This is a genomic window from Frigoriflavimonas asaccharolytica (genome assembly GCF_013294015.1).
GTDB lineage: Bacteria > Bacteroidota > Bacteroidia > Flavobacteriales > Weeksellaceae > Frigoriflavimonas > Frigoriflavimonas asaccharolytica.
Map to the genome: position 1 here is coordinate 36193 of NZ_JABSNO010000008.1, position 25168 is coordinate 61360.

At 32.0% G+C, this 25168-nt stretch carries 19 protein-coding genes; 11 read left to right on the top strand and 8 right to left on the bottom strand.

Features of this window, described 5'->3' with window-relative positions; all coding sequences use genetic code 11:
• Positions 1 to 398: 398 nt before the first annotated feature.
• Positions 399 to 1397 carry a hypothetical protein gene (locus HNQ03_RS06910; protein WP_173778945.1) on the bottom strand — a complete coding sequence of 333 codons (999 nt, stop codon included), beginning with the start codon at positions 1395 to 1397 and terminating at the stop codon, positions 399 to 401.
• A gap of 320 nt (positions 1398 to 1717) precedes the next feature.
• On the opposite strand from HNQ03_RS06910, the gene HNQ03_RS06915 reads away from it, so the two are divergent.
• Positions 1718 to 2113 (top strand): nuclear transport factor 2 family protein, encoded by a 396-nt coding sequence (locus tag HNQ03_RS06915; protein WP_173778946.1) that lies wholly within the window; start codon positions 1718 to 1720, stop codon positions 2111 to 2113.
• A 341-nt stretch (positions 2114 to 2454) separates the two neighbouring features.
• Positions 2455 to 4131, top strand: a complete 1677-nt coding sequence (gene glgP, locus HNQ03_RS06920) for an alpha-glucan family phosphorylase (RefSeq protein WP_173778947.1) — start codon at positions 2455 to 2457, stop codon at positions 4129 to 4131.
• A 71-nt stretch (positions 4132 to 4202) separates the two neighbouring features.
• Here the strand turns inward: glgP and HNQ03_RS06925 are convergent, their stop codons facing one another.
• On the bottom strand, positions 4203 to 4667 hold the full coding sequence (locus HNQ03_RS06925) for a hypothetical protein (RefSeq protein ID WP_173778948.1): 465 nt from the start codon (positions 4665 to 4667) through the stop codon (positions 4203 to 4205).
• Positions 4668 to 4794: 127 nt separating this feature from the next.
• Here HNQ03_RS06925 and HNQ03_RS06930 point away from each other — a divergent pair, with 127 nt between their 5' ends.
• The 9 genes from HNQ03_RS06930 to recG all read left to right on the top strand — a co-directional run bounded on the left by HNQ03_RS06930 (position 4795) and on the right by recG (position 18462).
• Complete coding sequence (locus HNQ03_RS06930) at positions 4795 to 6924, top strand: S9 family peptidase (RefSeq protein ID WP_173778949.1); 2130 nt, start codon at positions 4795 to 4797, stop codon at positions 6922 to 6924.
• Positions 6925 to 7044: 120 nt separating this feature from the next.
• On the top strand, positions 7045 to 7530 hold the full coding sequence (locus HNQ03_RS06935) for a hypothetical protein (protein WP_173778950.1): 486 nt from the start codon (positions 7045 to 7047) through the stop codon (positions 7528 to 7530).
• Positions 7531 to 7606: 76 nt separating this feature from the next.
• Positions 7607 to 8896, top strand: a complete 1290-nt coding sequence (locus HNQ03_RS06940; protein WP_173778951.1) for a DUF819 family protein — start codon at positions 7607 to 7609, stop codon at positions 8894 to 8896.
• A gap of 114 nt (positions 8897 to 9010) precedes the next feature.
• The gene (locus tag HNQ03_RS06945; protein ID WP_173778952.1) at positions 9011 to 10600 is read left to right on the top strand and encodes a peptide MFS transporter; all 1590 of its coding nucleotides are present in this window, start codon (positions 9011 to 9013) and stop codon (positions 10598 to 10600) included.
• A gap of 65 nt (positions 10601 to 10665) precedes the next feature.
• Positions 10666 to 11667: a PDDEXK nuclease domain-containing protein gene (locus HNQ03_RS06950; RefSeq protein ID WP_317170351.1), complete on the top strand. Its 1002-nt coding sequence runs from the start codon at positions 10666 to 10668 to the stop codon at positions 11665 to 11667.
• A 13-nt stretch (positions 11668 to 11680) separates the two neighbouring features.
• The gene (locus tag HNQ03_RS06955; protein ID WP_173778953.1) at positions 11681 to 13192 is read left to right on the top strand and encodes a peptide MFS transporter; all 1512 of its coding nucleotides are present in this window, start codon (positions 11681 to 11683) and stop codon (positions 13190 to 13192) included.
• Positions 13193 to 13278: 86 nt separating this feature from the next.
• Positions 13279 to 15375, top strand: a complete 2097-nt coding sequence (locus HNQ03_RS06960; RefSeq protein ID WP_173778954.1) for a peptide MFS transporter — start codon at positions 13279 to 13281, stop codon at positions 15373 to 15375.
• A 134-nt stretch (positions 15376 to 15509) separates the two neighbouring features.
• Complete coding sequence (locus HNQ03_RS06965; RefSeq protein ID WP_173778955.1) at positions 15510 to 16043, top strand: thioredoxin family protein; 534 nt, start codon at positions 15510 to 15512, stop codon at positions 16041 to 16043.
• Between the two features lie 334 nt (positions 16044 to 16377).
• On the top strand, positions 16378 to 18462 hold the full coding sequence (gene recG / locus HNQ03_RS06970; RefSeq protein WP_173778956.1) for an ATP-dependent DNA helicase RecG: 2085 nt from the start codon (positions 16378 to 16380) through the stop codon (positions 18460 to 18462).
• 3 nt (positions 18463 to 18465) lie between these two features.
• Here the strand turns inward: recG and HNQ03_RS06975 are convergent, their stop codons facing one another.
• From HNQ03_RS06975 to HNQ03_RS07000, 6 genes are all read right to left on the bottom strand, one after another.
• A complete protein-coding gene (locus tag HNQ03_RS06975; protein ID WP_173778957.1) occupies positions 18466 to 19272 on the bottom strand; it encodes an anti-sigma factor in 807 nt (268 codons plus the stop codon).
• A gap of 2 nt (positions 19273 to 19274) precedes the next feature.
• On the bottom strand, positions 19275 to 19832 hold the full coding sequence (locus HNQ03_RS06980) for an RNA polymerase sigma factor (protein ID WP_173778958.1): 558 nt from the start codon (positions 19830 to 19832) through the stop codon (positions 19275 to 19277).
• Between the two features lie 329 nt (positions 19833 to 20161).
• Positions 20162 to 20851, bottom strand: coding sequence for a DNA repair protein RecO (gene recO / locus HNQ03_RS06985; RefSeq protein WP_173778959.1), 690 nt, complete (start codon positions 20849 to 20851; stop codon positions 20162 to 20164).
• Positions 20851 to 23127 carry a type IX secretion system anionic LPS delivery protein PorZ gene (gene porZ, locus HNQ03_RS06990; RefSeq protein ID WP_226927453.1) on the bottom strand — a complete coding sequence of 759 codons (2277 nt, stop codon included), beginning with the start codon at positions 23125 to 23127 and terminating at the stop codon, positions 20851 to 20853. The genes recO and porZ overlap by 1 nt, the downstream gene beginning before the upstream one ends.
• Positions 23128 to 23208: 81 nt before the next feature.
• A complete protein-coding gene (locus HNQ03_RS06995; protein WP_173778960.1) occupies positions 23209 to 23988 on the bottom strand; it encodes a S1/P1 nuclease in 780 nt (259 codons plus the stop codon).
• Between the two features lie 6 nt (positions 23989 to 23994).
• A complete protein-coding gene (locus tag HNQ03_RS07000) occupies positions 23995 to 25116 on the bottom strand; it encodes an esterase-like activity of phytase family protein (RefSeq protein ID WP_173778961.1) in 1122 nt (373 codons plus the stop codon).
• Positions 25117 to 25168 lie beyond the last annotated feature (52 nt).

A 25168-nucleotide genomic window follows, 5' to 3' on the forward strand; every position in this document is an offset into this window, starting at 1 on the left:
TACGAAAGAAAATAGAATGGAAAAAATATCATTCGTTTTTCAGCAACTTGTCATAAATCTTTAAAAATCTCAATAAATTTTCCGAAAAAACTGTCAAATTTTGGAACTGATTTTCCATATATTCGTTTTGCGGAAAAGATAATTCTTCTAATTCGCATGCTATATTTTGCAAACTATTTTCCGATTTTTTAATTGAAAGCGAAACATTCTTCAACTGTTGCTGTTGCTTTTCCAACATGCTATTTTGGATTGCAATATCATTTTTAATATAAAATATTGCAAGCCTGTGTTTTTTCCTATCCAGTTTAAAAATAAAGAAAAATACGACAAGAAAAATTACTAAAAAAAGAAATGAAGAAATAAAGAATAGCAAAATCATAAATAAAATATATCGTAATTTATTTTTTATTTTTAAACCTTCTTCTTAAGATAATGAGCACAAACAGGAGGGCTGCAACAACAATCATATAAGGGAGTGCTATTAAAATAATCATTAAAAAGGTCGGAAGAAATCCAAATATACTTTCAGAAACTTCATAAGGACTTTTCTTTTTTATTTCTACATTAAAATTTTGAACTTGCACATTTCTAGAAAATTCATCTATTAATTTGTACCACTTTTCGGGCGTAGCAATTAAGTTAGAAAAATTAAAATTCTCTTCTCTTTCACCATAAGTAACAATTAAATTATCTTTTGGACTGGGTGAAAAATTCAACTTGAAACCTTTTGCCATCGTTGTGTTTTTATTCCATTTAAATTGGAAACCGTTTGATAAACCATGTATGTCTTTTTCTTTCAGACCTTGCATCATTTGAATGTAAAACTCGCCTTTTTCTATCGGCTGTTTCCAAACGCTACCAGATTCTAGAAGATAAATGAAAGCGTTATAATTATCTGAATTATAACCTTTTGTGATTTTTCCATCATTGGTTTCTACTATAAAATATCCTTCTACAATTTTTGTTTCTTCTGGTAAAAAAAACATTTCCCACACCAACCAATTATCAGAAAAAGACTGTATTCTCTCAAAATTTTCGTCGGAAAATTTAGTCTTTAAAAGAGTACATTCTTTTCTATTGGAAAATATTTTGAATTGGCTGAGAGAATCTAAATAAACCTGATTTAAATTTGAATTTCCACCACTATAAATTCCGTTCACAGGATATCCCATCTTAAATTTCAGCGTTTCTTTCGCGGTATTTTTCATTCTGCACCAAGCTTTCACCACGGCAAAACCAGGATAAAGCTGCATGTAAATCTTTTCGTTTTGCATCTGCACCTTTTTGAAGGTCGCAGCATCTTTGGGATACATCATCGTGAAAACCGTTCCACCTGCATTCCAAATACCTGGTTGCGCAGCGTTTGCAGAGATTTTTTGAATAAAAAATGTTAGCAAACATAGTGTAAAAAATATTTTTTTGTAAAATTCAATCATCTCCTTTAGCTTAAATTATGATATTTACAAAAATGATCTATTTAGCAATGACAATCAATTCGGCAATTGCCTTATTATTAGATAAATTGAAAGTTGCAATAGATTTTTGAATCTAAATAAATACGCAAAATATTTAAGCATTTAAAAAATAGATAAATATTGACGAGATTGCGGAATGGATAATGTAATTTTCGATTTTTAAGAAATTATCGCAAATGAGGGTGAAAAATTTTGATACTATTTTGCTCAAAAAATAAATTATTGAGCATAACTTCAATTTTTTGAAACTATTAAAAAAATTAGTCGTATATATGCGTATGGAATGTAAAGTGACCTCTTTTATGCATGATTTGAATTCTCTAGATATAGAGAATTTGAAAAAATGGTTTGATGAACATAGCAAAATATGGATTCCACCAATGGCAGAAGTGGAAGGTGGACGAAGAATCATCGCTCTTTTCCGTACTATTTTTCGCAAATACAATCATATAGAATGGAAAGCTTCCGAAATTTTCAACCTCGGAAAAGGCCGTTTTTTCTACGAAACTGTTTCTCACGGAGATATGAAGCAAAAAGGAGCATACAAAAATCAAATTTGTACCATCATAGAATTTGCAGAAAATGGCACCATCCGATATTTATCCGATTATTTTAAGGATACTTCTTGTTTTGGGTAAAATTTGTTAAATAATTATTTGGGCGTGCCTTTTTTAAATTTTTTGCAAAATTTTAAAAAATCGGTATCCGGTTCCCACTTTTTTCTTCCGCTAGGCTACAGAAAAAGAGTTCCACCTACTGCCTCACGCAAAGGTTCTATTCCCAAAAATTTATTTCAGTCTCAAAAAATCATACTTCACAACATAAATCTGCCTTCTTTTATTTTTGGGGAAAATCAAGCTCCTCAAAATGAATTAACCGAAATTTAAAATATTCAACTAATTCAGACATTTATAAAAATGTCTTATTTCTTTTTTCCTAAAAACTATATATTTGCATTTGTTACCGAAAAAATAAACAAATGGATTTCATAAATTTTAAGATGCCTTATAGCATCAACGAAAAATACACCAAAAAAGTCGCTTATTTTTCGATGGAATTTGCTATAGATCAGGCATTGAAAATTTATTCTGGCGGTTTAGGCTTTTTAGCTGGCTCTCATATGAGAAGTGCTTTCAACCTGAAACAAGATTTAGTAGGAATTGGAATTTTGTGGAAATACGGATATTACGATCAAACAAGAAATTATGATCAGACTTTGCAACCAAGCTGGACCGTAAAAGATTATACATTTCTACAAGAAACCAATATCAAATTTCAAATTGAAATACACAGTTCCCCAGTTTGGGTAAAAGTGTACTACCTTGCACCAGAAGTTTTTAATTCTGCACCAATGTTTTTCCTTTCTACAGATGTGCCAGAAAATGATCATATCTCCAAAACTATTTGTCATAAATTATACGATGCCAATGAATCTACAAAATTAGCACAGTATATCCTATTGGGAAAAGGCGGCGCAAAATTATTAGATGAAATGAATTTCGAGAGAGAAGTTTATCATTTAAATGAAGCACACGGACTTCCTGCTGCATTCTATTTATTAAAAAAGTACAATGGAGATTTGCAAAAAGTAAAAGAAAAGTTGGTTTTCACCACGCATACTCCAGAAGAAGCTGGGAACGAAAAGCATTCTATAGATTTAGCATACAATATGTCTTATTTTTCTGGAATGCCAAAAAATGAAGTGAAAAATTTAGAAAATGGCAAAGATCCTTCTATGTTCAACCACTCTCTATGCGCTCTCAAAATGGCAAGAATTTCCAATGGTGTTTCTAGACTTCATGGCATAGTTTCTAATGAAATGTGGAATAAATATGATGGGATTTGCGAAATAAAATCTATCACGAATGCACAAGAATTCAAATATTGGGCAGATCATCAATTATATAAAGCGAAAGAGGAAAAGAACAATGAATCTTTTGATAAAAGAAAAAATAAGATAAAGAAAAGATTTTTCAAAACTGTGGCAGATCAATGCGGGAAAATATTTGATCCAGAAGTATTAACAATCGTTTGGGCAAGAAGATTCGCAGGGTATAAAAGAGCAGATTTACTTCTACACGATAAAGAAAGATTTTTAAAACTATTAAATAATCCTGATCGTCCTGTACAGATTATTTGGGCAGGAAAACCATACCCGATGGATTATACAGCAATATCTACTTTTAATAATTTAGTACATGAAAGTAGAAACATTAAAAATATGGCGGTTCTTACAGGGTACGAATTAGCCCTGAGCAAATTGATGAAACAAGGTTCTGACGTATGGTTAAACAATCCACGAGTTCCACGCGAAGCATCTGGAACTTCTGGGATGACGGCCGCGATGAATGGATCTGTAAATCTTTCCACAGATGATGGTTGGATTCCAGAATTTGCAAAGCATGGAGAAAATTCTTTCGTTGTAGAAAAAGCAGACTACCATAATATGAATATTGCAGAAGTAGATCAATATGACATGAATGCTCTATTTGATATTTTGGAAAATGAAATAGTGCCAACTTATTACGATAACAAAAAGAAATGGCGAAAAATTACACAAACGGCAATGGACGATGTAAAAACAAACTTTAATAGTGATAGAATGGCGGATGAATATTATAAAATAATCTACCAAAATCAATTGCTAGAAGCGTAAATTCATCTTTTTTAATACAAAATAGGCAACCAAATTTACTTTTAGTTGCCTTTTTTTTATTTTATTTACTACTACTTCATTTGTTTTACAGCAATTTCGTAGACATTTGCGTGTTTTAGATATTTTGCTCTTTCTCTGGTAGTTATAGATTCAAATTCGCCATTTTTCAATACTAGAACTGGATCTTCCGCTGTTTCCAATTTAAAATCTGCAAAATATTGCTCTTCTGGACTGGAAGTTCTAGCTTCTACATCTTTCTCATGAATTTTTCCGGCAAACTCTTGAAATTCTGCATCTGTGGAGTGTATAAATCTATATTCTGAACCAGCACTTGCATGAAAATATTTTTTATCTGCAATTAAATTAGCTTCAGAAGATATCTGTGGATTGTCATTTCCATCTTTAAAAGCTACTTCTACCAATTCACCATTGTTTTCACTTGCATATATATTGGCATCTTCATAAGAAGAAAAACCGGTTTTCAAAGTATAATCTTCCAATTCATACTCTCTCAATTCTTGATGTTGATCGCTCATATTTTATAATTTTAAAAATTAATATTTATAAATTTAGCATTAATAAATTATATATTGAATGATTGCTAATTAATTATGAAATGTTTTTCAAGAATTTTATATATTTGAGTGATTTACAATTTTAACTATGAAAAAAAATATTTTCCTATTTCTTATCGCTTTTACAGCACAAAATTTCTTTTCTCAAGAAATTACTTTTCAAAAAATCTATACAGGATATTATTACGGAAAAAATATTGCCGGCATAAAATCTTTGAACAATGGTGAAACTTATGCAACCATAGAACCAACGGGAATTGCAAAATATGACTACAAAACTTCTACAAAATCTGGTAATATTGCAGACGGAAATTTTGAGAGTTATGAATTTTCTAAAGATGAAGCTAAAATTTTATTACAAAAAGAAAGCGAACAAATCTACAGACACTCATTTTTAGGAAAATTTGATGTAAAAGATTTAAAATCTGGCAAAACAATTCAAATTAATAATGGAAATTTCATCCAAGAGCCGAGCTTTTCTCCAAACGGAACAAAAGTGGCGTTCATTATGGACAACAATTTATATTATCAAGATTTAAATTCTGAAAAAATAACTCAAATAACCAAAGATGGATCAAAAAATAAAATTTTAAATGGTCTTGCAGATTGGGTTTACGAAGAAGAATTCGGCCATGCAAAACAATATGAATGGGATGCTGCTGGAAATGCAATCGTGTTTGTGAAATCTGACGAAACCGAAGTTCCAGAAATGTATATCCCAATTTATGGTAAGCAGTTGTACCCATCTGAAATGCGCTATAAATATCCGAAAGCGGGCGAAAAAAACTCTAAAGTATCAGCGTATTTGTATCAGCTAGATTCTCAAAAAACAATGATGGTCAATCTTGGGGAATTTAAGAATTATTATATTCCAAGCGTTATTAGAACGGCAAAAGCAGACGAAATAATCCTCATCACTTCTTTAAGAACACAAAACGCATCAGATGTTTTAAAAGTAAATACAAAAACAGGAATTGCAAAAAAATTATTCACAGAAACCGACGAAAAATGGATTGATACCGATAATGTAACCATGGAATTTTTGGACGATAATTCTTTTATTTGGGGAGCAGAAAGAGACGGTAATCGCCATTTGTATTGGTATAACGAAGATGGAAGCTTGAAAAAACAAATCACAAAAGGAGATTGGGAAGTAACAGATTACTACGGTTACAACCCAAAAACAGAAGAAGTTTTCATACAAACTACAGAAAAGGGAAGCATCAACAAAGTGGTTTCTAAAGTAAGTTTGAAAACTGGGAAATCTCAACTTTTATCTAAATCTGAAGGGAATAATTCTGGCGATTTTAGCAAAAATTACAACTATTTTATAGAAACATCTTCCTCAGCGAAAATGCCTTACGTTTATACCTTAAAAGATGAAAACGGAAAAACTTTGAAGGAACTTCGCAATAATGACGAAGCTTTGAAAAAAATAAAAGCCGATGGTTTTGTAGAAAAAGAATTTTTCACGATTCCAAATTCTGTGGGAGATCAAATGAATGCGTGGATCATCAAACCAAAAAACTTTGATAAGAATAAAAAATATCCCGTTTTTATGTATCAATATTCTGGACCAGGATCTCAAACTGTTGCCAATTCTTGGGATTATGGAAACACGGTTTGGTTTAATATGTTGGCGCAAAAAGGCTATGTAATTGTTTGTGTAGATGGACGTGGAACAGGCTACAAAGGCACAAAATACAAGAAATCTACCTATATGAATTTAGGTAAATACGAAATTGAAGATCAAATAACAGCGGCAAAATGGTTGGGAAATCAATCTTATGTTGATAAAAGTAGAATCGGAATTTTCGGTTGGAGTTTTGGCGGATATATGGCGAGTTTGGCTATGACGAAAGGTGCAGATGTTTTCAAAGCGGGAATTGCTGTTGCGCCAGTTACGAATTGGAGATATTACGATAGCGTTTATACAGAACGATTTTTGCGTACACCACAAGAAAATCCAGCTGGTTATGATACCAATTCACCAACAGAGTTTGCAAAAATGATGAAAGGAAATTTCCTTTTAATCCACGGAACTGCGGATGATAATGTACATTTTCAAAATTCTATGGAATTTTCGGAAGCGCTAATTCAAGCCAACAAACAGTTTGAATTTATGGCATATCCAGACAAAAACCACGGAATTTATGGCGGATTTACAAGACCGCAATTGTATCAGAAGATGACGGATTTTATTTTGGAGAAACTTTAGAAAAGAATCAAGAACCGAGAAACAAGATTCAAGATTAAAAATGTAACGCACGCACTTTGTCAAAGTTCTAAAGCGTGAAGAAAAATACTTTGACAAAGTTTATTTTAAAATAATGAATTGATGAAATTTAAATTATTCAGCCTTATTATTCTGTCAATCATCTTCTCTTGTAAAAATGAGAAATTAAAAAAAGTTTCAAATGATGATTATAAAAGATGGGACGAACTTGAAATAGAAACCAGATATCAGACTTTAACCATTTTTAAATTCTCTGATTCCGCAGAATTTATTAATGTAAAGTATGATAAAGGAATTTACGAAATACCACCAAAATACAACAATAAAAAAATTGAGAAAAAGGTAATTCTTTTTACAAAACAAGAAAGGGACAGTTTAAGTAAATATATATTTCAATCAGTAATAAAACCCAGTTTTACAAATACATCTGCAACTGATTATGTAGGCAATGTCAGTCTCAAATTCAAAAGACATAATATGAATTTAATTTGTGAATATTATTCTGTTGGAGATTGGACAGAAATATCTGAAGAAACTAAAAAAATTTTTAATATTATTAATAGTAAAGTTGAGATTTCAAAACAGTGAAAGATTTTTTTAAATTTATCATAAACGATAGAAAATAACTCAATAAACGTAATTCAATTATCAACATAAAAAACTTATGGAAGAAAAAACAATCATACAACCAATTTTCACAGAAAACATCATCGTTTTCGGGATTTTAGCCGTTTGTTTGGCTTTAATTTTCTATACCTCATCGCTCAAAAGCTGGAAGAAATTTTATTCCATATTTCCTGCACTTTTGTTGTGTTACATGGTTCCCGCAGTTTTGAATACCACAAAAATAATAAGCAGCGAAACCGAAGAATACGAGCAATTATATCATGTAGCTTCTCGGTATTTTTTGCCTGCTTCTCTTCTACTTTTATGTTTAGGTATCGATTTGAAAGGACTTTTCAATCTTGGTTGGAAACCAATTGTAATGTTTCTGTCCGGAACTTTGGGCGTTGTAATTGGCGGACCGATTGCTTTGCTATTGTTTAGCCAAATAAGTCCAGAAACGGTTGCAGGAGAAGGTTCGCAATCTATTTGGCGTGGACTTTCTACGCTTGCTGGAAGTTGGATTGGAGGTGGTGCAAACCAAACTGCAATGTTGGAAATTTACGGCTACGATAAAACTCTATACGGCGGAATGATTCTCGTGGATATTGTAGTTGCGAATATTTGGATGGCGATTTTGCTATTTTTAATTGGTAAAAACGAAAAAATAAACAAATGGTTGAAAGCAGATAATTCTGCAATTGCAGATTTGGTGAGCCGAGTAGAAAATTATTCTTTAAGCGTACAAAAACAACCCACTTTGAAAGATTATATGGTGATGATGGGAATTACCTTTGGAGGTTTGGCGCTTTCTTACTTTTTGGCAACTTGGGTTTCAGAAGCTTTAAGCAGCCATCCTACTTTTAGCGATCCGAAATCTTTTTTCAATTCTTTTACATCAAGTTTTTTGTGGTTAATTTTATTTTCTACTATAATCGGAGTACTATTGTCCTTAACAAAACTGAGAAAATTAGAAGGAAGTGGTGCAAGCAAAATCGGGAGTTTGTTCATTTATATTTTGGTAGCAGTAATTGGATTGAGGATGGATATTATGCAAATTTTTGATAATCCACTTTTAATTGTTTTAGGAATGGTTTGGATGCTGGTTCACGTAATTATTCTGTTTGCGACTGCAAAAATCATTAAAGCACCATTCTTTTTCATAGCGGTTGGAAGCAAAGCAAATATTGGCGGAGCAGCTTCTGCGCCAGTTGTAGCAGGTGCTTTCAATCCAAGTTTGGCACCAGTTGGAGCATTATTGGCAATTTTAGGATATGTGGTTGGTACATTTGCAGCATTGGTTTCTGCAATGATGATGGAATGGGTAACTATTAATTTTATTTTGAATTAAAAAAAAATCCAAAAAACTTTTAAAAAAAACTATATTTGCTTAATGTTAACAATTTGTTAATTTGTATCACAATTGTAATTTCTAAAAATTTCACCCTTTTAAAAAAAATTTAAAATGAATTTAAATCAAGACGAAGCACTGATAAAACACCTTGCAAAAGAAGGAATCGACGATAAGATGGTGATGGGACATCCTGCATCATTATTTCTTTTGTTTTTTACAGAAATGTGGGAGAGGTTTAGTTATTATGGCATGCGTGCTTTGTTAACATTATTTTTAATCTCTACAATTACAGATGGAGGTTGGGGTTGGTCTAACGAAGATGCATTACAATTATATGGTTGGTACACTGGGTTAGTTTACCTTACACCACTTTTAGGCGGTATCATCGCAGACAAACTTACTGGCTATAGAAAAGCAATTTTAATAGGTGCTTTAATAATGACTTTGGGACATGCTTCTATGGCTTTAGAAGGTTTTTCTACCAATTTTTTCTTTTTAGGTCTAGCCTTAATGATTCTTGGAAACGGAATGTTCAAACCAAATATTTCTTCCATGGTTGGTCAGTTATATCCTGATAGCAGTGCAAAAAAAGATTCTGGTTACACGATTTTCTATATGGGAATTAATGCAGGTGCTTTTTTAGGAATGATGCTTTGTGGTTACATCGGCGAAAAAGTCGGTTGGCATTATGGTTTCGGACTTGCAGGAGTTTTCATGTTCTTCGGAATGTTGCAGTTTTATTTTGGGCAAAAGATATTTGGAATCATAGGAAGCACGCCTTCTAAAAACGAAGAGATTGCAGAAATTTATGAAGAAGAGGAAGTTGCTCATGATGGAACAAGCAAAGCAGGAATCGTGAGAGATCGATTGATTGTAGTAGGAGTTTTCATGATTGCGAGTTTATTTTTCTTCTTCGCTTTCGAGCAAGCTGGTGGTTCTATGTCTATTTTTGCAAAAGATTATACGCAAAGAACGCTAGACGGAAATGCAGGGCTGATCTTCAAATGGATTGATACTTTGCTTACCATTTTTCCAATTTTAATTGTGACTTATGTCTTATATTTATTAGGAAAACAAGTTGCAAAAAAATATCCTTTAACCATATTATTCACAGCAATCTCATTTGTTATCATTTGGGGATTAGGAATTTGGAAAATCAATAGAGAATTCAACCAAGAAAATGCAGAAGTTGCAGCATCTTGGTTCCAAATATTAAATTCATTTTTCATCATCACATTAGCTACTTCTTTTAGCAAATTCTGGGAAAAAGTATGGAATCCATCCGGACCTATTAAATTTGCATTAGGACTTCTACTTGTTGGTTTTGGTTTCGTATTTTTAGCCTACGGAAGTATGAGTATTCCTATTGGAGCAAAAGTGGCTTCCGTAAGTATGATATGGCTAATATTAGCTTACTTTTTTCATACAGCAGGCGAACTTTGTCTATCCCCAGTTGGATTGTCGTATGTAAGTAAACTTTCTCCAAAAAAACTCGTTGGATTATTGTTTGGTCTGTGGTTTACAGCATCTGCGATAGCTAATTTTATTGGAGGATTTGTAGGTTCCTATATTGATAAGATTACAGAAACTTATGGCATGTCTACTTTCTTTTTATTTATCGGCGCAGTTCCTGCTTTTGCAGCAATCTTGTTAATTTTATTTAATAAAAAATTAGTGAAAATGATGCATGGAATAAATTAAATTGTAGCTTTTCCTTAAAATATATTTAAACCATCGATTTATTCGATGGTTTTTTTTAAATTCGTGTGGTGGAAATTTCCGAAGACTTATTGTTTCAATCTGCAAAGCAAATTATTTCTCTAGCAAGAGAAAAAGTTTTTCGTGTTGCAAATTCTACTTTGTTGCTTACCTATTGGCAAATTGGGCAACTCATTGTAGAAGATGAGCAAAAAGGTAAAGAACGCGCAGAATACGGAAAATACACTTTGAAAAATCTGTCTAAAAAATTAAGTTTAGAATTTGGTAAAGGCTTTGATGAAAGTAATTTAAGAAATATGCGTTCGTTTTACCTAGCATTTCCAATATGTGACGCACTGCGTCACGAATTGAGTTGGACACATTATCGGATGCTACTAAAAATAGATTTACCTAAAAAAGTAAATTATTACATTGAAGAATCTGTTCAAAATAATTGGAGTTCTCGAGATCTCAAAAGACAAATCAATTCTCTCGCTTTCGAAAGGGTTTTAGAACACAAAAAAACGCCCGTAGAAAACATTCAAAGCATTTTAAAAGATCCTTACATTTTTGAATTTTTAGGACTTAATCAAAGTGAAAAATTTTCAGAAAAAGATATAGAAACAGGAATTATAGATCATATTCAAAAATTTTTACTTGAATTTGGGAAAGGTTTTGCTTTTGTAGCAAGACAGCAACACATTTCAACCGATACCTCGGACTTTTATATAGATTTGGTTTTCTATAATTATATTTTAAAATGTTTCGTCATCATTGATCTAAAAACTGGTGAACTTTCTCATCAAGACATCGGACAAATCGATATGTATGTAAGAATGTACGATGATTTGAAACGAAATGAAGGAGATAATCCTACCATCGGAATTTTATTGTGTTCGGAAAAAGACGAAACAATAGTAAAATACTCAGTTTTAAATGATAAAAACAATCTTTTTGCAAGTAAATATTTGCTTTATCTACCGAAAGAAGAGGAATTAAAACAAATAATAGATCAAGATAGAATACGTTTTGAATTAGATCAAATAGATAAAAAATCTCAACAAAATTAATACAACTTAAGAAATGAATCTAACCCTCGAGGAAATTCAAGATTTCAAAGGTAAATATCCAAGACAAATTTGGAGTTTATTTTTTTCGGAAATGTGGGAGCGTTTCTGTTTCTACGGAATGCGTGGAATGCTTATTTTCTTTATGATTTCAGAATTAAAACTCAACGAAAGCGAAGCCAATCTACAATATGCAGCTACACAAGCTTTTGTTTACGCTTTTACTTTCGTAGGTGGGATTTTTGCAGATAAAATCCTTGGTTTCCGGAAATCTCTTTTTTGGGGTGGTTTATTAATGATTGTTGGAAGCATGATTCTTGCCACAAATCCTCACGATTTTTTCTTTTTGGGAATTTCTTTTACCGTTGTAGGAACAGGTTTTTTCAAACCAAACATTTCTACCATGGTTGGGAAATTATACAAATCTGGAGATAACAGAACCGACGCTGGTTTTTCACTTTTCTACGCCGGTATCAATTTAGGAGCATTTTTGGGTGGCTACTTTTGTATTGCAATCGGAAAAGGCGAAATGTTCGCCAATTTAATTCCCGAAGACAAAAGATGGAATGTGGCTTTTGGCTTGGCTGCGGTTGTGATGGTTATTAGTTTGATTAATTTTATTTTCACGCAAAGAAGATTGGGACCAATCGGTTTACAACCTTTAAAAATGTTGAAAAACGGACAACAAATCGCCATAGAAAAATGGAAAGAATATGGAGTGTACGTGCTGTCACTTGTTTTTGTTCCATTAATTATGATCATGGTTTCCAAACCAGAATATACAGATTATTTCATGTATACAATTGGACCATTAACGTTGATTTATTTATTTTACGAAATGTCTTTGGTAGAAAAAATCGAAAGAAACAAGCTATTTGCAGCTTTAATTTTCATTATCTTCTCAATTGTTTTTTGGGGAATTTACGAGCAAAGTGGTGGTTCTTTAAGTATTTTCGCAGCGCATAATTTAAACAATGACTTGCTTGGTTTAGATCCGAATGGCGTAAATAATTCTGGTGGTGCATTCTTTATTTTATTGGTAGCTGTGCCGATTGGTTTAATCTGGATTTGGCTCAATAAGAAAAAATTAGAACCAAATACCATCATCAAATTCGGTTTAGGATTTCTATTTTTAGGCTTAGGATTCTACGCCATTTTTGCCACCAAATTTTTTGCAAATCTTCAGGGTGTTACTTCTTTAAGTATTTTCACGGGAGCATTATTTATCATTACATTGGGAGAAATGTGCCTTTCGCCCATCGGACTTTCAATAATGACGAAACTTTCTACAGAAAAACTGCAAGGAATGATGATGGGAATGTGGTTTCTAGCTTCTGCGTACGGACAATATTTAGCAGGTTTGATAGGTGCGAATATGGCTACTGCAAGAGAAAACTCATCAAATTTAGAAAAATTAAATGCTTATACGGAAGGTTACAAAGATTTGGGACTCTACGCTGTAATTGCAGGTGTTTTACTCATCGCTATTTCGCCGCTTGTGAAAAAATTAATGAGCGATGTAAAATAAAATTACTATTTTTATAAATTATAGATTACAAACCACCATTTTCTTCTAAAAAGAAAGTGAAAATTATTTTTAAATTATTTTAAGATATGAATAAAACAGACCAAGACAATTTTTTTGATAGCAAAGTTCTCGGACATCCTTCCGGACTTTTCGTATTGTTTTTCACAGAAATGTGGGAAAGATTCTCTTACTACGGAATGCGCGCTTTGCTCGTATTATTTCTAGTAAGCTCCTTCGGTTTGGGAGGTTGGAATTGGCCAAGAGAACATGCTTTAGCATTATATGGAACCTACACAGCTTTGGTTTATCTTACCCCAATCTTAGGTGGATTTCTTGCAGATAAATATATAGGCTACAGAAAAGCCGTTGTAATTGGAGCATTAATAATGACACTTGGCCATGCATCTATGGCGATTGAATCTGCTCATATTTTTCTTTATATAGGTATTGCGTTATTAATTATTGGTAATGGATTTTTCAAACCAAACATGACGTCCATTATTTCTCATATGTATAAAGATTTTCCGGAGAAAAAAGATGGTGCTTATACAATTTTCTACATGGGAGTAAATGCCGGAGCATTTTTAGGAATTCTTTTATGTGGCTATCTCGGAGAGAAAGTTGGTTGGAGCTATGGTTTTGGATTAGCTGGAATATTCATGTTTCTTGGGATGCTACAATTTTATTTCGCCCAGAAAATATTTGGAGATATTGGTACAAAACCAGTGGTTACAGAAAATATTGCAGATAATGCAGCAAACAAGTTGGAATTTGAGGGAGATAAAATCAACCATTTTACAACTTTAGACAAAATTTTGGTTGGAATTACTGCTGTAATAGGAGTTTCCTGGATAATCAATGATCCTATTGCAAAAGTTACTGGTCAAGGTTTTCTAACATTTGGCGGAGAAGATTATTCCAATGCTTACATTCTAGTTGGACTTTTCGCTTTCTTATTTTTATTAATAAGTAGAATAATGCGCTACCATAGAATAATACGAGATAGGATGATTGCCATTATTTTGTTTGCAATCTTTACAGTAATGTTTTGGATGTGCTTTGAGCAAGCTGGAGGATCTATGACGATATTTGCCAATGATTATACACAAAGAATAATGTCTGGTACATCTGCTACCATTTTTTTAATTGTAAATATTTTGATAACGGTAGTTCCTGTATTAATTATCACTTGGGTTTTGTTTCAATTATTTCGCAGAACTTACAAGAAATATTTATTAGCTAATATTATTTTAGGTTTCAGTTTTGTAATTATTTGGGGAATAATTTTCTGGATGATTAATAGAGATTTGAACTCAAATTCTTATGTTGTGGAATACAGCACCATAAAAAGTGCACAAATAGATGAAAAAACGAAAGAGCAAGTAAAAGATGAGAAAACTGGAGAATTGGTTTTTGATTATACAGCCATCACAGAATCTACGAAAGTAAATCCTACCGATGAAATCGTGAAAAATACATTAACGATTATTGATCCAGATAAATACACCGTTGGAAATAAAATCAACATTATTGATGTAGATAAAAAAGGTTCTTACATTTATTTAAACAAAGAAAAGGAAGCCAGAATACGCGCAGAAGATGTAAAGAATAAAGAAGAATCTTTAATCGTTCCTGCAACTATTTCAAAAATAAAAGAGAATGAAGTAGAAATTCCAGCAACATGGTTTTTAATTTTAAATTCACTTTTCATCATCGCCTTTGCACCAATGTTCTCGAAATGGTGGGAAAGTAAATACAATCCTGCTGCATCCGTAAAATATGGTCTCGGTTTAGTACTTTTAGGTATAGGTTTTGGTGCACTAGCAATGGGATCTATGGGCATAGAACAAGGCGCCAAAGTTGCTTCTGTGAGTTTAGTTTGGCTCGTAATAGCATACCTTTTCCATACATTAGGCGAACTTTGTTTATCTCCAGTTGCACTTTCTTATATCAGTAAATTGGTTCCTGGTAGAATGATCGCAATTATGTTTGGTATTTGGTATATTGCAATCGCAATTGGTAACAAATTAGCTGGAACTTTAGGTGGACAGATTGATAAAATAACAGAAAGTTATGATCTTACAACCTTCTTTTTAATCTTTACGATAGCACCAATTGTGTTGGGATTGATAGCAATGGCTTTAAGTCCGTTGATCAAAAAATTAATGCACGGCGTAAAATAATTATTATTTAAAAAAACATTATCAACTTTGCCAAAGATTATTCCTTTGGCAAAGTTTTTTTTTAAAGTAAAGTATTTTCATTTGGTATTAATTTTGAATATCAAGAAAACTATTCTCATTTAGAAATTTTATCCATGAAAAAAATCTCAATTCTTTTTATACTTTTATCGTTCACCACCGCTTTTGCACAGGTAAATTGGATGACGTTAGATGAGGCAGTTGCAGCACAAAAAATAACACCCAAAAAAATTGTAATAGATTTCTACGCTGATTGGTGTGGACCTTGCAAAATAATGGACAAAAAAACATACGGAAACGAAACAATTTCTCAAATTTTAAATGAAGATTATTACGCTGTAAAGTTTGATGCAGAAGGCAAAGATGATGTAAATCTGTACGGCAGAAAATTTACAAACCCCAATTACAAAAATAAAAAGAGTAAAAATGCTATGCATGAATTTACGCAATATTTAAATGTAGTTGCTGTACCAAGTTTGATTTTTTTAGACGAAAACGCTAATCCTATCACCATTTTACAAGGCGCGCTTACCGCACAAGAATTAGAGCCTTATCTACCATTTTTTGCGAGTGATGCATACAAAAAAGTAAAATCTCAAGAGCAGTGGGAAAGTTATCGCAAAAAATTTAAATCATCCATTAAAGAGTAAAATATAGATTGGTGAAAATAAAAATCAATTTTTTATGATAATCAATTTTGAACTTCTAAAATAGGGTGAGATTTTCTAAATTTCATTTAAATTTATAATTAGATCATTTTTATTAAATTCATAGAAATCAACCGCAATCTTGAATGTCAATATTTAAATCATTTTCAGCATCAATGTATATTCTTCATGTTGATTAATTCAATAAATTTAAATCATTATTTATATTTAAATGAGGTCTGAGCCAATTTACATTCTTGTTCACGAATTATTTTAAAATTAAATTTTTTAAAGTCAAACAAAATTCCGAAATTGACCAAAAATATCTAATTCAAACTTGACCCACTCTACTTCCATAGAATTCTTGAAAGGCATTGGTCCAGATCGTGCAAAATTGCTGCGAGATGTACTCCATATTGCAACTGTTGGGGATTTTTTAAATTATTTCCCGATAAGATATTTAGATAAAAGCAAAATATACACTGCAGCTGAACTGCACGAAAATCTTCCGGAAGTACAATTAAAAGGCACAATTTCAAATCTTCAAGAAATTTCTTACGGCGCAAAAAAAAGATTATCTGCACAATTTCAAGATGAGACTGGAAGCATTAATCTTGTTTGGTTCAAGTATTCCAAATGGTTGAAAGATCAAATTGTAGAAAATAAATCTGTTTTTATTTACGGATCAATCACAGTTTTTAACCAAGCCTTTTCTATGGCGCATCCAGAAATTGAAGTAGAAGATTTGGAAACACAACAGAAAACTTGGCTACCAATTTATTCTAATTCAGAAAAATTAAGTAAAAGAGGCATAAATCAAAAATTATTTCAAAATATTTTAAAGAATATTACGCTTCAAATTCCAATTTTAATTCAAGAAAATCTCCCCAACTATTTTTTGAAAGCATTAAATTTAATGTCTCGACAAGATGCTTATCTCAATGTTCATTTTCCAAAAGATGAATTGACATTGAAAGCAGCCAATCGCAGGTTAAAATTTGAAGAAGCTTTTTTTTTCCAATTGGGATATGCCTTGAAAAAGCAAAACCACCACACCAATGCTATAGGAAATCCATTCCCGATTGTAGGCGATTATTTTAATAATTTTTTTATAAACCACCTACCTTTTGATTTGACTGGTGCACAAAAACGCGTACTTAAAGAAATACGTGGAGATATGCGAAAATCTATCCAAATGAATAGGCTTTTACAGGGCGATGTAGGATCTGGAAAAACGATGGTTGCACTTCTCACGATGCTGATTGCATTAGACAATGGATTTCAAAGTTGCCTAATGGCACCTACAGAAATTCTCGCACAGCAACATTATAATGGAATTTCCGATCTATTGGAAGGTACTGGAATTACGATTTCGTTATTGACTGGTTCTGTAAAGAAATCTGCTAGAAAACCTATTCATGAAAATCTTTTGAATGGTGATTTAAAAATTTTGGTAGGTACTCACGCACTTTTAGAGCCAATTGTTCAATTTAAAAACCTCGGTTTGGCAATAATTGATGAACAGCATAGATTTGGCGTGGCACAAAGAGCAAAATTGTGGGCTAAAAATAAAATTCCACCACATATTTTGGTAATGACGGCAACTCCAATCCCGAGAACTTTAGCCATGAGTTTTTATAGCGATTTGGATGTATCTGTAATTGATGAAATGCCAATTGGTAGAAAACCGATAATTACAGCACACAGAAGAGAGAAAGATAGGGTTTCGGTTTATAATTTTTGCCGAGACGAATTAAAAAAAGGAAGGCAAGTCTATTTCGTATATCCATTAATTGAAGAATCTGAAACATTAGATTATAAAAATTTAGGAGATGGATATGCACATATTGTAGAACATTTTCCAGAATATAAAATAGGATTTCTCCATGGCAGAATGAAGCCTGATGAAAAAGATGCTGCCATGCAAAAATTTGCTAGAGGCGAGACCCATATTTTGGTTTCTACCACTGTGATAGAGGTTGGAGTAAATGTACCAAATGCATCATTAATTATTATCGAAAGTTCCGAAAGATTTGGTCTTTCCCAATTGCATCAGCTTAGAGGTAGAGTTGGGCGTGATTCTGAACAAAGTTATTGCATTTTGATGACATCTGACAAACTCACCAATGAAAGCCGAAAACGCATCAAAACAATGGTAGATACAAATGATGGCTTCAAAATTTCTGAAGTAGATTTAGAAATTCGCGGACCAGGAGATTTGCTTGGCACGCAACAAAGCGGAGTTTTGGATTTTAAAAAATTAAATTTAGCAGAAGACGCAATTTTGATTGCTGAATCTAAAAAAGCGGTAGAAAAATTAATAGAAAAAGATCCGTTTTTAAATCATGTTGATCACAAAGATTTAAAAATTTATTACAAAAATTACTACAGCGGAAAAATAAAGTGGGGAAAAATTTCTTAAGTGTTACACCTCGCCCATTACCATCATCTGTTCCATAGTTGGAGTTTTACTTCCTCCTTCCTTTTCTAAAGTGATGCCAAAAGCTTGCGCATTTTTTACAGACTTCATACTATGTACTTTCTTTCCATCTGCCACGTACATTCCCAAATCCACAGGTTTACCATCTACAATTGCCCAAACTTGATACTGTTTTCCTTCTGGTGGAGTTGGCAAATTGCCAGATTCAAAATATACATTTTCAGATCCATCCCAATAAATGTGTGCAACCATATCTGGGTGTTTTTCCACACCATTCAATTGTATCTTGTTCGCATTTAGAAGCATCGTGTTCTGATTCGCAAGAAATTCAACTTCTTTTTTATTCAAAGAATTTTGAGTTTCTGCTGCAACTAAAGATTGTTCCATCTTTTGGTTACTGTACATTGTCCAACCAAAGGTCATTAACAAAACTACAGATGCTGCAGCTAACCATGTAGTAACATTGCTTCTTCCTTTTACAATATCAGGTGAAATCTGTTTTACATTCAGTTGGTGAGTGGGGATATTACTATTTAAGATTGGTGTTTCTTCTATAGGAGCACTTGTTGCAAAATTTAACTTTGCGAAAATTTCAGATTTTAAATGCTGAGGAGGCTCAACGGAATTTGAATCTGCTAAAATCTCTAAAGTATTTTCCAGCTCATTAAGGGCTGATTTAACCTCTGCATTATTTTTAGAAATACATTCTAAAATAGAATTTTCCTCTTGAGAATTATTCCCCAAAAGATGATTTTCTAAAATTCCAGATTGTATGTAAGCTTTAATATCCACTATTAAAAATTATTTTTATATTCACTTAAAAGCGTTCTTAACTCTTGAAATGCAGCTCTTGTCCTCGTTTTCACGGTTCCTAAAGGTATTCCTAGGTTTTCAGATATCTCTTCTTGAGTGTAACCCTCAAAGTACGCTTGTTTTATAACAACACTATAATCAGCTCTCATTTGATCTACAACATTCTTTACTTCTCCAAAATTATGAATCTGTTCAGTTGTAAGCTGTTTGCTGTCATTTACGAAGTCTGGAATACTTTGGTTTTTAAGATTGTTTTTATAAGCTTTTGATCGTATTCTATCTATTGCAGAGTTTCTAGCAATATTAAGCATCCAAGTATATATTGTTCCTTTTTCTACATCAAAAGATTGGATGTTGTTCCAAATTTTCACAAATACGTCTTGTAAAACTTCATTAGCTTCATCTTGAAACAATACTACTTTTAATATAGTCCCATACAATGCTCCAGAATAGTTGGTGTATAAATAATTAAATCCACTCTCTTCTTTATTTAAAAGGAGTTTAACTATTTCAGGCTGGGAAAGTACAGTTTTTTGCAATGCTATTATTGTATTGACATCAAATATAATTTAAATTTACACAACAGCAAAAAAAAACATGCTTTTTATAAATAAAAAACCAATTCTTGCAATCCAAAAAAATTAATATTGCGTATTTAGTTATGAAATCAAATTAATTTCTATCTATTTTGTAATAAATATTTAAATTTTGTTTTATATCAAAACCAATTTAGTAGAATTAATCCACGTGGTGTTGTTTAAATTATTTCCGATGAAGCAACATCATGGTTTTTCATAGTTTTTTATTTTTAATGGGAGTGCCATTCAAATCTGTTTTTGAATGGCATTTTTCATTTTTTAGATAAAAATTATTCAAAAATTTGTTTCAAGATTTCTAAGGATTTTGGCTCTCGAAAATCTGTAAGGTGGCATTTAAAATAGATAAGCAAAGAATCTAAAAAAAGTTTTTTTAATTTCGATGGTATTTTGACAGTAAAAATATCCTCAGAAACTGCCAAAATTTTGTACAGTGCTGAAATTTCTCTATTAAAAATAGGATGAGAAATATCATTTTCAAAATTTCCAGATTCAGGATTTAAGAACTCCTCTGAAGATAATAAAGGATCAAAGCCTAGAATTTCTAATAAACTATATAGAAAAATAAGATGAGATTGATAATTGTTTGCGCGCAGCTCTTCTAAGAAATTTTCTAATGCCTTATAAATATAGACATTCTTATTTTCTAATTTTAAAATTTGATTAAGAAAATCTGCGACAAAAAATAGTATTGCGTTTGCTTGTACTTTCGTATTTAAATCTCTGTTGACTATTAATTCTAAGCGAGAAATATGTGATAAAGAACCGCTTTTGAAATTATTATTTATGGTAAGTTGGAGTTCATTTAATGGAAGCAAATATGCTTTTTTCTTGTTTTTAGAACTATAAATTCCTTTAAGAAAAAATGTTTGAAATCCGTTTTCTTTAGTGAAAAAATGCAACACAGCGTCGTTTTCACCAAATTTCACGTAAGAAAGTAAAAAACCTTGCAGGTTGTGCATTAATTTACTACTGCAATTTTCACAGTTGCTTTAGAAGTTGCATCATCATTGGTCATCAACATAAAATACACTCCAGAAGCTACTCTTTTCCCTTTTTGATTATTGAGATTCCACTCATAAAATCCGCCTCTTGCTATTGCAGAATGCACTAAATTTCCTGCAGCATCCGTAATTCTTATATTCGCTTTATTTGCTAAACCTCGAATGGTAACATTCCCACGAAATTGAGATTGAACTACTGGATTGGGGTAAACGGTCACATTATTAAATTCCGACGTAACACCAGCTACATCTCCTTGATAAACTACAATACCATCAAAAGTTACGAAATAAACTTTTCCCGTCTTCTCGTCTATTTGTATATCTGTAACAGTATTTGTAGGTAATGGAGAATTTTCTTTGGTAAATTGTTTCAAGGTTTGCTGACCATCTTCGCTTAGATAATAGACTCCACCTCCATCTACAGATACCCATTTGTGATTTCCAGAATCTACTGCTATTTGCAAAACTACGTTATCTCGGAAAAGCTCTTCTCCAATTCCGTTTTGTGTAATGATTACAGGTTCCGTTTGCGGAGAAAGATCCGTAAGTGCAGATTCAAAATTAGGCAAAATACGCAATCCAAGTCTTGTTCCTATCCAAACATCATCATTAAGATCTATTGCAACGGAAACTATACCATTAGCTGGTAAATTATTTGCAAGTCGAAAAACTTTTGTTGGCACATTTGTACTTGCAGGATTAGTACCATATTTTTTTATTACAAGACCACCATCTGCTGCAAATGGTGCAGGTATAAATATATTTCCATCTTTCGTTACCGGTTTTAGCACACCTGAAACGGTAGCAACGGGCACCAAGCTAAAATCATCAATTCCTTGATTGTAGAGATAATAACCCGTACCTAAAGGAGAGTTTTCTATTGCAAAAACTGTCGCAAACAGATTATTATTTTCATCGTACGTTAATCCAATTGGCCTATTTAAATAATTATTTGATGCATCATTACTTTTATATCTTTTCACAAAAGCATCATTTTCCATTTTGTAAATCCCTTTGTCGCCGGCAAAATTATGATTAGTGAAAAAAACTTGACTAGGATTTGACGGATTTGGCACTACATCCATCACATTGAAAAGAATAGGATTGTTCACAAAATATTGAGGATAAATCCATTTTGTACCATCAAAATGATAATAGCCAAAATCTCTATATATTGGTCCGTTGTAACTTACCAAACCACCCGTAGAAACCCACAACTGATTATTTAATATCGATAATTTGTAAGATGCATTATTGTACGGTCCATCTGGTTTGTAAAATTTGCTGTCTAAATCCTTAACTCCAGAAAGTTTTGTACCACCATACAATTTTCCTAAAACAAAGTTTGCAGTATTGCAATCTTCTGCAAATGTTACGTTAGTTTGCGCTGTACCAGTGTTACTGTATACAAAAATTCTAGTTTTGTCTGTAATGATAATTTTACTGTCTTTTACTTCGACATCGTTTATTTCTGTAAACGATGCAGCTAACGTAGAAAAAGTTGCTCCATTTTCGTAATAAACAGTGTTTGGAGTTGCAAAAGCTAAAGTTCCATTGGATACTGCTTGCGTGAAGTTACCCGTGAATAAAGTAGTCCAAGTGGTAAAAACTGGAAACGTGACATTCAAATCGTGTGAAAGCAGTCCATTTGCTGTTGCAGAATATATCTTATCACCTTTTATAGTAGCTTCTTTACTAGCTATATAGGAACTTCCAGTGTTAAAAAATGCGGTAGCTCCAAATTCTTTTTTTTCTAGATTGAAAATAGAAACTCCATAATTAACAGATACAATCGCAGAATTTCCCACTATAGAAATATGATTTATTTTTTTATCTCCATTAAATCCTTGTGCTACCGGAATATCTACTACATAAGTAATTCCTTCTGGTGAAATAATATCCATTGCACCAGATGTATAGCCTATCAAACCTATTTTTGTTGTTGGGTTATAATCAAATGCTGTTATTTTTACTTCATGCAAACCGTTTGTTTTGGACAATTTGGTAATTTCTCCATTTGCTATATCGTAATAAAACAAACCGTTTTCTGTAGCAGCGATTAATTTTGTATCATCCTGAGATATCTTCAAAACATTATTATAGGAAAAAAGATCTTTCCATTTTTTTGAAGATATATTTTGTCCAAAAACTAATGCACTACAAGCTAGAAGCAAGACAGTGGAGAATATTTTTCTATAAAATAAATTAAAATTCAATTGATGATGCATATACATTTAATAAAAATTACAATACAAAAGTAATGAAAGAATATTTGTAGTTTAAAATTAAAATTTTTGGGCTTTGTACAGAAAAAATTATCCGTAGATTTCGTCTAAAATTTTCGCTAAACGCAAGCCACCTTTTTGCAATTGGTTTTTTACAACTGGCAAATAAACATAGGAATATTTGTACGATAGTTTTTCATCCATCTTCGCAGAAGAATATACTGTTGCAGCCAATATTTGAGATTCGTAAACCCAATCTAAAACGCTGCCTTTTTGCAATTCTACTTTCTGGCTTTTATTAGCATACGGCAAATTATCTGTTAATTCTGTATAGCTCATTCCAAAATCGTCTATCATATCGCCATCCCAAACTCTGTGCAAATTGCTGCTTTTACCAAACCAACTTACTTTTATATCATTGCCACCTTTATCTTCTTCATGCCCAACGTGCAATGGTTGATGCAAATCTCCCACAAAGTGAATAAGCATTTTTAAGTAAAACTTTTGATCTTCTAAACTGGTATTTTTATCTTTTAAAGTTGCAACGCAAAAATTAATAGCTTGATACAAATCTCCTTCAGGATTCTTCGTTGCCTCATTGTATTTTTCATTTTCTTTGAAATTTACAAAATGCCAAGAATAGAATTTTTTGTAGCGATCGTCAGATTTTATTTCATCACCGAATGTAGACATATTTGCTAAAGATTCATAATTGGTGATTTTGTTTATTTTGCGAAGCGTTCTATGCTTTAGATTATTTGCAGCCACCTCTCCTATCACTCTGTGCCCAGTTTGAGACCACGCAAAGACCATTTGAGTACTAAAAAGGACTATGAAAATAGAAGATATTTTCTTGAAAAATTTATTCATATTAAATTATTTATTTATTTTAAAAAGTAAAATTTGAGTAATCTGATCATTAGAAAAATTATTATCAGATATTAATAATAGTGTTTGATCACCATTTGGCAATTTTGGACCGAACGTTATGCCTTCTATATTATCTGTAAAAATACCTAAACTGTCTAAATTGAGCACCAACTTTTTAGTACTTACGATAGAATTTTTATCCAAAGATTTTTGCGCTGTTTTTAAATCAAAAGAATATATTTTAATCGTACAAGCTTTAGTACCTACAGAATAAGATCTTTCTACAGTAAGAAATTTATCTTTTTCATACATCAAAATTGCGGAAACGCCATTGACAGAAAAACCTTCTTTTGGGTTTGGTTCTTTTGCAATAGCATCAATAGGATAAAAATATTGATTGGTATTTTGTTTCGTTTTTGTATCGAATTCAAATATTCTTAAAATTCCACCGGCATTTGTTGTTGCCCTTTCTCCATCTTCGTATAATGGTTCTTCTACGTTTGTATAAATTTTTGAAAAATCATTATTAAAAGTTATCCCTTCCAAAACACCATTTCTTCTCGGCCCTTTTTCATTTGCAGACATCTCCAAAATTTTAGGAATGTCATACTTCTGTTGAAAGTCCCCGTTCAAGTTCATTTCAAAAAGTGACGGATTTTGCAAAATAAATTTTCCATCTTTCTGTATTCTCTCGCCTTCGCTAGACCAAGTGATGGTTTTTGTTTTTGGGTTGTAGCGCAAATCTTCGGGATCTGCGGATTTCAAAGGATCTATATTTCTATTTATAAAATATTCTTGATTCTCATTTTTCAAATAAATCACTTTTTGAAAAGACACATTATCAATTTTATTTTCTTTTAAAATGATTGATGCTTCGTAAACTCTTGCCTTATTTTCTTCTGCTCTATCATCGGAAATAATAAAATATTTATCATTTTTTCCCTCATAGTCAATTCCAGACAAGCCACCTACCTTCGTTTGTTGAAAGCTAGTTTCAAAGGGAATTTCGTACACATCCAGAAAACTGAGTGTTGGCGTGGAAGTTCTTGGAATCGAACTGCAATTTAATAGCGAAAAAAGCAGAAAAACTGGAAAAACGAATTTTGTATATCTTTTGAAAAACTTCATTTTTAATTTAAAAATAATTCTTGCAAATATAAAGATATGTTGTAGAATATTA

Bases quoted from the DNA above. Each gene is read 5' to 3' on its own strand.
- glgP (WP_173778947.1), top strand. From the start codon at position 2,455: ATGGATTTCATAAATTTTAAGATGCCTTATAGCATCAACGAAAAATAC.
- HNQ03_RS06960 (WP_173778954.1), top strand. From the start codon at position 13,279: ATGAATAAAACAGACCAAGACAATTTTTTTGATAGCAAAGTTCTCGGA.
- HNQ03_RS07000 (WP_173778961.1), bottom strand. From the start codon at position 25,116: ATGAAGTTTTTCAAAAGATATACAAAATTCGTTTTTCCAGTTTTTCTG.
- HNQ03_RS06955 (WP_173778953.1), top strand. From the start codon at position 11,681: ATGAATCTAACCCTCGAGGAAATTCAAGATTTCAAAGGTAAATATCCA.
- HNQ03_RS06935 (WP_173778950.1), top strand. From the start codon at position 7,045: ATGAAATTTAAATTATTCAGCCTTATTATTCTGTCAATCATCTTCTCT.
- HNQ03_RS06995 (WP_173778960.1), bottom strand. From the start codon at position 23,988: ATGAATAAATTTTTCAAGAAAATATCTTCTATTTTCATAGTCCTTTTT.
- porZ (WP_226927453.1), bottom strand. From the start codon at position 23,127: ATGTATATGCATCATCAATTGAATTTTAATTTATTTTATAGAAAAATA.
- HNQ03_RS06965 (WP_173778955.1), top strand. From the start codon at position 15,510: ATGAAAAAAATCTCAATTCTTTTTATACTTTTATCGTTCACCACCGCT.
- recO (WP_173778959.1), bottom strand. From the start codon at position 20,851: ATGCACAACCTGCAAGGTTTTTTACTTTCTTACGTGAAATTTGGTGAA.
- HNQ03_RS06940 (WP_173778951.1), top strand. From the start codon at position 7,607: ATGGAAGAAAAAACAATCATACAACCAATTTTCACAGAAAACATCATC.
- HNQ03_RS06945 (WP_173778952.1), top strand. From the start codon at position 9,011: ATGAATTTAAATCAAGACGAAGCACTGATAAAACACCTTGCAAAAGAA.
- HNQ03_RS06925 (WP_173778948.1), bottom strand. From the start codon at position 4,667: ATGAGCGATCAACATCAAGAATTGAGAGAGTATGAATTGGAAGATTAT.
- HNQ03_RS06930 (WP_173778949.1), top strand. From the start codon at position 4,795: ATGAAAAAAAATATTTTCCTATTTCTTATCGCTTTTACAGCACAAAAT.